The sequence below is a fragment of the Rhodococcus sp. MSC1_016 genome (assembly GCF_023667485.2).
Lineage (GTDB): Bacteria > Actinomycetota > Actinomycetes > Mycobacteriales > Mycobacteriaceae > Rhodococcus_F > Rhodococcus_F oxybenzonivorans.
Map to the genome: position 1 here is coordinate 2,763,491 of NZ_JAMOZI020000001.1, position 11,628 is coordinate 2,775,118.

General features: G+C 65.1%; 9 protein-coding genes. 5 read left to right on the forward strand and 4 right to left on the reverse strand.

Annotation, left to right across the window (positions count from 1 at the left end):
- Nucleotides 1–71 precede the first annotated feature (71 nt).
- The 3 genes from L1080_RS12765 to treZ all read left to right on the forward strand — a co-directional run bounded on the left by L1080_RS12765 (nucleotide 72) and on the right by treZ (nucleotide 3,619).
- A complete protein-coding gene (locus L1080_RS12765) occupies nucleotides 72–434 on the forward strand; it encodes a PadR family transcriptional regulator (protein WP_159921761.1) in 363 nt (120 codons plus the stop codon).
- Complete coding sequence (locus L1080_RS12770; RefSeq protein WP_250774251.1) at nucleotides 434–1,780, forward strand: permease prefix domain 1-containing protein; 1,347 nt, start codon at nucleotides 434–436, stop codon at nucleotides 1,778–1,780. The genes L1080_RS12765 and L1080_RS12770 overlap by 1 nt, the downstream gene beginning before the upstream one ends.
- Nucleotides 1,781–1,870: 90 nt before the next feature.
- On the forward strand, nucleotides 1,871–3,619 hold the full coding sequence (gene treZ / locus L1080_RS12775; RefSeq protein ID WP_250774248.1) for a malto-oligosyltrehalose trehalohydrolase: 1,749 nt from the start codon (nucleotides 1,871–1,873) through the stop codon (nucleotides 3,617–3,619).
- Here treZ and L1080_RS12780 read toward each other — a convergent pair.
- Entirely contained in the window at nucleotides 3,571–5,151 is a 1,581-nt protein-coding gene (locus tag L1080_RS12780; RefSeq protein ID WP_250774246.1) for an MFS transporter, read from the reverse strand. The two genes, treZ and L1080_RS12780, sit on opposite strands and share 49 nt — an antisense overlap.
- A gap of 122 nt (nucleotides 5,152–5,273) precedes the next feature.
- Between L1080_RS12780 and L1080_RS12785 the strand changes: the two genes are divergently transcribed.
- Nucleotides 5,274–5,798: a TetR/AcrR family transcriptional regulator gene (locus tag L1080_RS12785; protein WP_159921753.1), complete on the forward strand. Its 525-nt coding sequence runs from the start codon at nucleotides 5,274–5,276 to the stop codon at nucleotides 5,796–5,798.
- 1 nt (nucleotide 5,799) lies between these two features.
- Here the strand turns inward: L1080_RS12785 and ilvA are convergent, their stop codons facing one another.
- Both ilvA and L1080_RS12795 read right to left on the reverse strand, forming a co-directional pair.
- A complete protein-coding gene (ilvA, locus tag L1080_RS12790; protein WP_159921751.1) occupies nucleotides 5,800–7,149 on the reverse strand; it encodes a threonine ammonia-lyase IlvA in 1,350 nt (449 codons plus the stop codon).
- A gap of 49 nt (nucleotides 7,150–7,198) precedes the next feature.
- Entirely contained in the window at nucleotides 7,199–7,633 is a 435-nt protein-coding gene (locus L1080_RS12795) for a nitroreductase family deazaflavin-dependent oxidoreductase (RefSeq protein ID WP_250774244.1), read from the reverse strand.
- Between the two features lie 146 nt (nucleotides 7,634–7,779).
- Between L1080_RS12795 and L1080_RS12800 the strand changes: the two genes are divergently transcribed.
- Nucleotides 7,780–8,019 (forward strand): hypothetical protein, encoded by a 240-nt coding sequence (locus L1080_RS12800; protein WP_159921747.1) that lies wholly within the window; start codon nucleotides 7,780–7,782, stop codon nucleotides 8,017–8,019.
- A 1-nt stretch (nucleotide 8,020) separates the two neighbouring features.
- Here the strand turns inward: L1080_RS12800 and dnaE are convergent, their stop codons facing one another.
- On the reverse strand, nucleotides 8,021–11,557 hold the full coding sequence (gene dnaE, locus L1080_RS12805; RefSeq protein ID WP_109329304.1) for a DNA polymerase III subunit alpha: 3,537 nt from the start codon (nucleotides 11,555–11,557) through the stop codon (nucleotides 8,021–8,023).
- Nucleotides 11,558–11,628: the final 71 nt, after the last annotated feature.

Sequence of the window (11,628 nt, forward strand, 5' to 3'; positions counted from 1 at the left end):
GGGAGCTCCCTTCATACCTAGATCTGCTAGGGTCAATTTCGAACCCTAGAGGAACTAGGTATGGAGGTCGGATGTTCATCGACAAGGACTTGGTGGCAGCCTCGGCCACCCCGCTCGTGCTCGGCATTCTCGCCGACGGCGAGTCCTACGGCTACGCCATCATCAAGCGCGTCAACGAGTTGTCGGGCGGGCGGATGCAGTGGACGGACGGGATGCTGTACCCACTCCTGCATCGCCTCGAGCGATCAGGGTACGTCACGGCAACCTGGCGCACGGCCGAGAACGGCAGGCGGCGTAAGCACTACGCCATTACCGATCCCGGCAGGGACATGCTCGCCGACCGGCGCATGCAGTGGAACGTCGTTGCGGAAGCCCTGCATCGAGTGTGGCAGTCGGCTCAGCTTCCACCGGCCGCCGCCGAGGGGTGGTCGTGATGGATACCGACGCAGAGCTGGAATCGGAGATCGGCCAGTGGCGTGGTTACGTTCGGGGCCACCGCGTGATCTCGAGTGCCGATGTCGACGAAATGGAAGGTCACCTCCGCGATCAGGTCTCCGACCTCTCCGCGGTCGGGCTGACGGCGGCCGAGGCCTTCCTCGTCGCCGTCGGACGTATGGGCAACCTCGACGCGATCTCCCGCGAGTTCGCGCTCGAGCATTCCGACCGGCTGTGGAAGCAACTGGTGCTGATGCCGGCCACCGGGGAGCCCGAAACCACTTCCTCCAAGCGCGAACTGAGCGTCGTCCTGGCCCTCGCCGTCGGAGCGGGACTGGCCGTCAAGGCCGGCATGGAGTGGCTGCCCGAACTTGCCCTGGCCCGAAACATCAGCCTCCTCGTACTTCCGTTCCTGACGGCATACTTCGCGTGGAAACGGAAGATGACAGTGCGCGGCGCCGCATTCCTCGCCGTGCCCTTCGCGGTCGCGGCACTCGTCCTGAATCTCTTTCCGTTCGTCGACAACGGGTCGACGGAAGTGATCGCGGCGATCCATGCGCCCATTGCGCTGTGGTTCGTCGCCGGGCTGGCCTATGTCGGTGGCGACTGGCGATCCCAAGGGCGCCGCATGGACTTCGTCCGGTTCACCGGCGAGTGGGTGGTCTATATGGCCCTGCTTGCGCTCGGTGGCGGAGTGCTGATCGGCCTGACTGTCGGCGCATTCGCCTCCCTGGACCTCGATGTCGAGTGGGTCATCGAGCAGTGGATCCTGCCCTTCGGCATTGCCGGCGCGATTCTCGTGGCGGCCTGGCTCGTGGAGGCGAAGCAGGACGTCATCGAGAACATCGCCCCCGTGCTCACTCGCGTGTTCACACCTCTCACCATTCTCATGTTGCTGGCACTGCTGACGGCGTTCGCGGCTGCCCGCAGCGTCGTCGGCGTCGACCGAGATCTGCTCATCCTCATGGATCTCATTCTCGTGCTCGTGCTCGGCCTGCTGTTGTACGCGATCTCCGCACGTGATCCGCTGGCACCTCCCGACCTGTTCGACAAGCTGCAAGTCGTCCTCGTCGTCAGCGCACTCGCCGTCGACGTGCTGATGCTGACCGCCATGCTCAGTCGCATCGCGGAATTCGGCTTCACACCGAACAAAGTGACCGCGCTGGGACTGAACGTGGTGTTGTTGGTCAACCTGGTGTGGTCCGCTCGACTCGGTTTCGGCTTCGTCCGCGGTCGGTGCGGGTTCGGCGCTGTCGAGCGCTGGCAAACCCGATATCTGCCCGTGTACGGCGGGTGGGCCGCCGTCGCCATGATTGCGGTGCCCCCCGCCTTCGATTTCATGTAACCATGACCCAGTCGCGTCGGCGGCAGAGCTGTCTGACCAGCCGGGGCCGACAACCCTGCACGCCGCGCGAGGGCAAGGCATGCTTATCGGGTGCACACTTTCGAGGTATGGGCCCCGATTCCGAGCGCCGTTCGCGTGGACGTCGACGGCCGAAGTCACGACATGACACCCTCTCCTGACGGCTGGTGGCGAGCGGAGGTCGACGCGTCTGACGACTCGCGGTACGCCTTCCTTCTCGACGATGACGACACCGCCCTCCCCGACCCCCGTTCGCCACGCCAACCCGACGGCGTGCACGCACCGTCACAGCTTCACACCGTCGACCGGGACGCGTGGACGGACTCGCAGTGGCACGGCCGCCAGCTCGCCGGGGCCTCCATCTACGAACTTCACATCGGAACCTTTACGCCCGAAGGAACCTTCGCCGCGGCCGTCGACAAGCTCGACCACCTCGTGGAACTCGGGATCGACTTCGTGGAAGTGATGCCCGTCAACGGTTTCAACGGAACCCACAACTGGGGATACGACGGCGTCCTCTGGTACACCGTGCACGAGGCCTACGGAGGTCCCGACGGCCTGCAGGCCCTGGTCGACGCCTGCCACGCGCGCGGCCTCGGAGTGGTACTCGATGTGGTCTACAACCACCTGGGACCATCGGGAAACTACCTCGACCGCTACGGCCCCTACCTGGCGCAGGGCGCGAACACGTGGGGTCGCAGCATCAACCTCGACGGCCCCGGCAGCGACCATGTGCGGCGCTACATCATCGACAACGCGCTCCGCTGGTTCGAGGAGTTTCATGTCGACGCGCTGCGTCTCGACGCGGTCCACGCCCTCGTCGACCACACCGCGACCCACCTCCTCGAACAACTGGCTGTCGAAACGCGCCGCCTCTCTGCCCATCTGGGTCGGCCGCTGACCCTCATTGCCGAAAGCGATCTCAACGATCCGAAGTTGATCACTCCGCGTTCTGCCGGTGGGTACGGCCTCGACGCGCAGTGGGACGACGACATGCATCACGCAGTTCACGCCGCGGTGTCGGGTGAACGGCAGGGTTATTACGGTGACTTCGGGTCACTCGCGTGCCTGGCGGAAACGATGCGGCAGGGCTGGTTTCACGCCGGCACGTACTCGACGTTCCGCGGACGCATCCACGGGCGTCGTTTGGACACGCGGCAGATTCCGGCCAGTTCGCTGGTCACCTACACCTGCACACATGATCAAGTGGGTAATCGGGCGATCGGTGACCGCCCGGGCGCCTATCTCGACTCGGGGCAGCTGGCCGTGAAGGCGGCACTCGTGTTGTGCTCGCCGTTCACGCCGATGCTGTTCATGGGCGAGGAGTGGGGCGCGAGCACACCCTTCCAGTTCTTCACCTCGCATCCGGAGCCCGAGCTGGCACGGGCAACCGCGGAAGGCCGCAAAGCCGAGTTCGCCGAGCACGGCTGGAGTACCGAAGACGTCCCGGACCCGCAGGACCCGCTCACTTTCCAGCGCTCGAAGCTGAATTGGGACGAACGAGGGCGCGAACCCCATGCCCGGTTACTCGAGTGCTACCGCGCGTTGATTCGCCTGCGACGTGAACGCGTCGAGCTGACCGATCCGTGGCTGAGCGACCTCACCGTCGACTACGACGAGGACGAACGCTGGGTCGTGGTGCATCGCGGTGCGCTGCGACTCGCGTGCAATCTCGGAGCGGACCCGGTGACCGTGCCGGTCGGCGGCTCCCCCGTGTTGTGGTGGGAGCCGCCGAAGCAGGACGAGACCGCTTCGGCGACGATCGTGCCGGGTCACTCGTTCGTGGTGCTCGATGCCTCGCGCACTGTCGCCTCGGGCTGACGGCCGCGCAGCATCCGGAGCACGAGCACCGCGGTGGCGAACAGAATCAGCGCGGTGGCGCCTGCGGCCACGTGCATGCCCTCGACGAACGCCGACTGCGCCGACTCCAGAAAGACCGATCGCGACGTATCGGGTAGATGCTCGGCTTCCGCGACCGCCGCACCGAGCGTGCCCCGGGCCGCGTCCACCCGTTCCGGTGCCAGCATCGATGTGTCGAGGCCGCCGCGGAAGAAGGCCATCACCACGCTGCCCAGGACCGCGACACCCAGTGCGACACCGAGTTCGTACGCCGTCTCGGACACGGCCGAGGCGGCGCCCGCCCGCTCGGGCTCGACCGCACTCACGACGAGGTCGGATGTCAGGGTCAAGGCAATTCCGACACCGGCCCCGGCGAGGGCGAAGCCGGCGACGAACATCGTCGGGGCACCGTCGACACTCAGTGTCAGCATCATCGCGGCACCGAGTCCGGCGACCGCGAGGCCCCCACCGAGGACGTGGGACGTCGACCACCGGCGCACCATCCAGGCGGCGGCGAGCGCGGTGACAGCGCTGAGCAGCATGCCGGGGAGCATCAGCACACCCGATTCCAATGCCGTGTTACCCAGCACCAGCTGCAGATACTGGGATCCGAAGAACAGCACGCCTGCCAGGGCGAAGATAGACAGTAGGTTCGTGAGGACGGCCGTCGAGAAGGCCGGCTTGGCGAACAGCGCGACGTCGATCATCGGATCTTTCATCGCGCGCTGCCTGCGCACGAATGCCACGCCCGACGCCGCGCCGACCAGGCCGATCGCAAGGAGTTCCAGCGCGATCCCGTGGACCACCGTTTCCTTCACCGCATACACGAGCGGCAGCATCGTCGACATCGACAGCGCAGCGCTGAGCAGGTCGAAGCGACCCGGTGTCGGATCCTTCGACTCGGGGATCACGAGCGGTCCGGCGACGATGAGGACCAGCATCACCGGGATGTTGATCAGGAACACCGAACCCCACCAGAAGTGTTCGAGTAGCCAGCCCCCGATCAGAGGGCCGGCCGCGGTTCCGCCGCCGGCCATCGCGCCCCACACACCGATCGCCAGTGTGCGCTCGCGAGGGTTGGCGAAGATCGTCCGAATCAGCCCGAGAGTCGCCGGCATGAGGGTTGCACCGGAGATTCCCTGCAGAACCCGCGCGACGATGAGCATCTCCGGGGTGGGCGCCCACGCCGCGATCAACGAGGCGATACCGAAACCGGCAGCGCCCACGAGCAGTAGGCGCCGTCGGCCGATGCGGTCACCGAGGGTGCCCATCGTGATGAGCAGTCCGGCGAGCACGAAGGAGTAGACATCGATGATCCACAGCAGCTGGGTGCTGCTCGGCTCGAGATCGGCACTGATGAAGGGAAGAGCGAGATCGAGCACCGTGCCGTCGACGGCGATGAGGAGTACGGCAAACGCCAGAACGACGAGCCCGAGCCAGTCTCGGCGTGACGCGGATGCCTGATCCGGCGCGCCGAAGGCGTCGTTGATCCCGCGATCCGTGGAGACAGACATTTCTTTCCTACGACTTTCCTCGGAGGGCCGACACGGTAGGTAAACCGTCCAGCCGGTACAGCTGGCTACTGTAGCTTGAACCGTCCGGACGGTAAAGTTATTTCCAGGTACAGTCCCTCTTCATGGCTGCCGGTACGCGCGATCGAATACTCGACGCCCTCGAGAAGTTGTTACTCGACGTGGGAATCGCCCAGGTGACACTCGAAGCAGTCGCCGCCGAAGCAGAGGTCTCCAAGGGTGGTCTCCTGTACCACTTCCCCAGCAAAGAGGCACTTCTCGCGGCGATGGTGCGTCGCCTGGGCGAGCGCGCCGACGCCCAGCTCGCCGACGCCGTCTCCGGCGGCACCTCGTTGTCCGAGTGGTATCTGCAGGTTCCGGATGCCAGCACGACGGAAGAGCTGGCCCTCTATCGATCCACCATCGCCGCATTGCGCAGCGTCGACGGACAACACGACGAGATCCAGCGAGCGGTGATCGAGGTCATGCGCGGCTGGGACGAAGGCCTGCACAGCGAAATCGACGACCCGGTGCAGGCCGAGATCGTCCGGCTGGTCGGCGACGGAATTTACCTCGCAGCACTACTCGGACTCCCCCTGCCCGAACCCGCGCTGTACAGCAAGGTCGTGGAGCGACTCCTGCAGAAGTAACTCAGGTGAGGTACCGGTACGCCGGGCTACCCGGTTCAAGCCGCTCCACCTGCATCTGCGAGTGCTCCATCCGCTCGAGGAGGTCGCCGAGACCGTCCGCATTCCCCAACTCGATACCCACCAGGGCGGCGCCGGTCTCACGGTTGTTCCGTTTGACGTACTCGAACAGCGTGATGTCGTCCTCGGGACCGAGCACCTCGTCCAGGAATCGTCGCAGCGCGCCCGGTTCCTGCGGAAAATCGACGAGGAAGTAGTGCTTGAGACCGAGATGCACCAGCGACCGTTCCAGAATCTCGCCATAACGCGAGACGTCGTTGTTACCGCCCGACACGAGGCACACCACCGTCGAACCGGGTTCGAACGTGATGCTGCCGAGGGCGGCGACGGACAGTGCGCCGGCGGGTTCGGCGATGATGCCCTCGTTCTGGTACAGCTCGAGCATCGTGGTGCACAAGGCACCTTCGTCGAGGTTCGTCATGACGAAGCTCTCCGGATCGAGTCGGATCGTCGACCCGTCAGCCTGCAGCAGCGCCGTATGCGAAACGACCTCGGCGCCGAGCGCGGACACGACGGCGAACGGCAGGTCGCCGACCCGCTTCACCGAGGCACCGTCGACGAACGGGTCGATCTCCGACAGCGTGACCGGCGCCCCGGCCACCAGGGCGGCGGTCATCGACGCCGCGCCGGTCGGCTCCACGCCGACGAGGGCAGTCCGCGGCGCGTGAGCGTGAAGATAGGTCGCCATACCGGCGATGCACCCGCCTCCCCCGACCGGGACGACCACCGCGTCGGGAACCGTGTCGAGCTGCGCAAGGATCTCGGCGGCGATCGTCCCCTGGCCCGCCGCAGTGCGTGCGTCGTCGAACGGTGGGACCATCGTCGCCCCGGTGCGCAGCACATCGGCGGTGGCGGCAGCGGCCGCGGCATCGTAGGTCTCCCCCGTCAGAATGAGTTCGACGAACTCGCCGCCGTGCGCGCGGATGCGGTCGCGCTTCTGCTTCGGCGTACTGGACGGAACATAGATTCGTCCGACGATTCCCATTGCGCGGCAGGCGAAGGCCACTCCCTGCGCATGATTGCCCGCGCTGGCCGTCACCACACCCGCCGCACGTTCGTCCGGGGCGAGCTGAGCCATGAGGTTGTAGGCGCCCCGCAGCTTGTAGGAGCGGACGACCTGTAGGTCCTCACGCTTGAGATAGACATTCGCGCCGGTGAGCGCCGACAGTCGCTCGCTCCATTGCAGCGGCGTGGCGTCGATCACGTGGGAAATTCGCTCGATCGCCGCGTCGATGTCGCCCACGGTCAGGGGCGAAGTGGTGTTGCGGGCTGCGGTATCGGGCGATGTGGACACCCGCATATGTTCCCACCACCACAGCCCGCCGTACCAGCCGGGGCAATTCTCAGGCGGGCTCGAGAACGAAGACGGGAATTTCCCGGTCGGTGTTCTTCTGATAATCGGCGTAGTTGGGGAACGCAGCGACTGCGCGCTCCCACCAGGCTGCCTTCTCCTCGCCGGTCACCTCCCGGGCCACCATGTCCCGTGTCGTTTGACCGTCCCGGAGCTCGACGTGCGGATCGGCCTTCACGTTGTAGTACCACACGGGGTTCTTCGGAGCGCCGCCGAGGGACGCCACGATCGCATACTTTCCGTCATGCTCGACGCGCATCAGCGGGGTCTTGCGAAGCTTCCCGGATTTCGCGCCGCGGGTGGTCAACAGGACGACCGGCATTCCATTGAGCGTCGTACCTTCGGCGCCGTTGCTCGATTCGATCAACTCCGCTTGATCTGCGGCCCACTTGGACGGACTGGGTTCGTATTCACCTGTGAGTGGCATGCGTCCAGTGAACCCCGACCATCCGGTCTGCGCCACCGAACACTCCGAATCGACCGCCCGACCTCGAGTGTTCGTTGGACCGAACTCCCAGTTGCGCGTACCCTGATCGACACACACGGATCTACGAACAGCGAGGTGAACCCGCGATGACGACATCCGACACGCCGATCCCTCACGTCACAGGCAGCCGGCCTCCCCGCACCGTCGATCTCGCCGGTACCGCGTGGCCCCTCTACAAACTCGAAGCTCTCGCCGTCGGATTGCTGGTTTTCGTGGCCGTTCTGATCATCACCGAGGCCGTGCCGGTGGCCGTCCTCACCGCAGCCGCTGTCGCAGTGGTGGTCTGGTGGGTGCGCCGGCTCTTTCCCGACGCCCCACCCGAATAGGTCACACCGACAGACAGCTGGGCCCGAGCAGCGCCTTGAGGTCGCCCATCAATGCCGACGACGGCTCGACACGCAGCACGTCGTCGACCTTCCACAACGTGATCTCGGTTCCACCGATCAACCGCACATGCACGTCCGAGGTTCCCGGGTGCCGGGTGAGTACCTGCCGGAGTGCCCCCAGCTTGTCTTTGGTGCACTGGCGCAACGGGAGGCTCACCGCCAGCGGCTTGGCGACACCGACGGCCGAAAGGTCCGGCACTGCAAGGTCGTTCGCGATAAGCGAGATGCGGTCGTCACGGACAGACACCCGCCCCTTGACGAGGACGACGGAATCCTCGGTGACGTCCATCCCGTAGACCGAGTACGCCTGCGGGAAGAACAGCACCTCGATACCGCCCGACAGATCCTCGAGCTGTGCCGACGCCCACGTCAGACCGTTCTTGTTGATCCGCCGGTTGACCGAGGCGAGAATACCGCCGACGGTGACCTGGGCGCCGTCCTTCACATCGCCTTCGAGGATGGCCGGAATCGCCGTGTCCGACTGGGCGGACAGGACGTGCTCGACGCCGTTGAGCGGATGCCCCGAAACGTAGAGCCCCAACATCTCCCGTTCCAACGCCAGTCGGTGCTTGCTGTCCCATTCCTCGTCGGGAATCTTGACGTTGAACACCGAGGAGATCGATTCGTCGGCGTCGTCGCCCCCGAACAGGTCGAACTGGCCGATGGCCTCCGCCTTCTTGGTACCCATCACTGCGTCGATCGCGTCGGCGTGGACGAGCATGAGTCCCTTGCGGGGATGGCCGAGCGAGTCGAACCCACCCGCCTTGATCAACGATTCGGTAACCTTCTTGGAGCAGGCTGCGGCGTCGATCTTGTTGAGGTAGTCCGAGAAGTCCACGAACTTGGACTTCTCCTTCCTCGCCTTGATGATCGACGCGACCACATTGGCCCCGACGTTGCGCACCGCGCCCATGCCGAAGCGGATGTCTTCGCCGACCGAGGCAAAATTGACCTCCGACTCGTTCACGTCGGGCGGCAACACCGTGATACCCATCTTGCGGCAGTCGGCGAGATAGATGGCGGCCTTGTCCTTGTCGTCGCCTACCGAGGTGAGCAGGCCCGCCATGTACTCGGCGGGGTAGTTGGCCTTGAGATATCCCGTCCAGAACGACACCAGTCCATAGCCGGCGGCGTGAGACTTGTTGAAGGCGTAGCCGGCGAACGGGAGGATGGTGTCCCACAACGCCTTGATCGCCGGCTCGGAGAAGTTGTTGGCGAGCATGCCCTCGCGGAACCCGGCGTACGCCTCCTCCAGCACGGAGAGTTTCTTCTTACCCATGGCCCGACGGAGAATGTCGGCCTGCCCCAGCGAGTACCCGGCCACCTTCTGAGCGATCTGCATGATCTGCTCCTGGTAGACGATCAGCCCGTAGGTGTCGGCGAGAATCTCCTTCAGGGGCTCCTCGAGCTCCGGGTGGATGGGCTTGACCTCTTGGCGGCCGTTCTTGCGGTCGGCATAGTCGTTGTGCGCGTTCATGCCCATCGGGCCCGGCCGATACAACGCGAGCACCGCGACGATGTCCTCGAAGCCGGTGGGCTGCATGCGGCGCAGCAGGTCCCGCATGGCGCTGCCGTCGAGCTGGAAGACACCGAGAGTGTCACCCCGCGAGAGCAATTCGTAGGTTGCGGGATCGTCGAGCGGTAGCGTGTCGAGGTCGAGGTCAATGCCTCGGTTGGCCTTGATGTTGTCGATGGCATCACCGATGACGGTGAGGTTTCGAAGGCCGAGGAAGTCCATCTTGAGGAGGCCGATGGCCTCACACGAGGGGTAGTCCCAACCGGTGATGATGGCGCCGTCCTGGGCGCGCTTCCACACCGGAATGGCGTCCATCAACGGCTCGGACGACATGATCACCGCGCAGGCGTGGACGCCCGCGTTGCGGATCAGGCCTTCGAGACCCTTGGCAGTCTGGTAGATCTTCGCGACGTCCGGGTTGGAGTCGATGAGGGCACGAACCTCCACCGCTTCCTTGTACCGCTCGTGATTCGGATCGGTGATGCCCGACACCGAGATGTCCTTGGCCATGATGGGCGGCGGCAGCGCCTTGGTGATCTGATCGGCGATCGCGAATCCCGGCTGACCGAACTGGACCCTGGCGGAGTCCTTGATGGCCGCCTTCGTCTTGATGGTGCCGAACGTGATGACCTGAGCCACCCGGTCGCTTCCCCACTTGTCGGTGGCGTAGCGCACCATTTCACCGCGCCGACGGTCGTCGAAGTCGATATCGATATCGGGCATCGACACGCGCTCGGGGTTGAGGAACCGCTCGAACAGCAGACCGTGCGGGATCGGATCGATATTGGTGATACCCATCGCGTACGCCACGAGCGACCCTGCGGCGGAACCTCGGCCGGGACCGACGCGGATACCCACCTCGCGCGCGTGGTTGATCAGGTCACCGACGACGAGGAAGTATGCCGGGAAACCCATTTCGAGGATGACACCGATCTCGTAATCGGCGCGGGCGAGGTACTCCTCGGGCGGTCCGTCGGGGAACCGGCGGTCCAGTCCGCGCATGACCTCCTTGCGCAGCCAGGTGCCCTGTGTCTCGCCCTCGGGGACCGGGAAGATCGGCATCCGGTCGTGGTGCGCCCACACGTCGTCGTACGACTGGACACGCTCGGCGATCAGCAGCGTGTTGTCGCACGCGCCGGGCACCTGGTCGTCCCACAGTGCCCGCATCTCCGCGGCGGACTTCAGGTAGTAGCCGTCGCCGTCGAACTTGAACCGGGTGGGATCGGACAGTGTCTTACCGGTCTGGATGCAGAGGAGGGCCTCGTGGTTCTCCGCGGCGTCCTTGGTGACGTAGTGGCAGTCGTTGGTGGCGAGCGGCGGAATGTCGAGCTTCTTGCTGATCTCGAGCAGTCCCTCCCGGACCCGCCGTTCGATCGACAGACCGTGGTCCATCAGTTCGAGGAAGAAGTTGTCCTTGCCCCAGATCTCCTGCCACTTCGCGGCGGCTTCGAGGGCCTCCCGGTCGTGACCGAGCCGCAGGCGTGTCTGGATTTCACCGGACGGGCATCCGGTGGTGGCGATGATGCCCTCGTGGTAGGTGGCGATCAACTCCTCGTCCATGCGCGCCCACTTGCCGAGCTGCCCCTCGATCGACGCGAGGGAGGACAGCTTGAACAGGTTTCGCAGACCGGTGGCGTTCTCGGCAACCATCGTCATGTGGGTGTACGCACCGCTACCGGAGACGTCGTCGGACTTCTGGCTGCGGTCACCCCACAGAACCCTTTTGGTGTTGAAACGGGATTCGGGAGCAACGTAGGCCTCGATCCCGATGATCGGCTTGATGCCCTGCTTCTTCGCTACGTTGTAGAACTCGCTGGCACCGTACATGTTGCCGTGGTCGGTCATTCCCACCGCGGTCATTCCCAACCGCTCGGCCTCTTCGAACAGGGGGCCGACCTTGGCCGCACCGTCGAGCATCGAATACTCGGTGTGATTGTGCAGATGTACGAACGAGTCAGCCACGTGCGCCTCTCTGAAGGTCTGGGAGCCTCACGAGTGTAGGCCCTCGAACCGACACCACCCGCCGCTGCGGC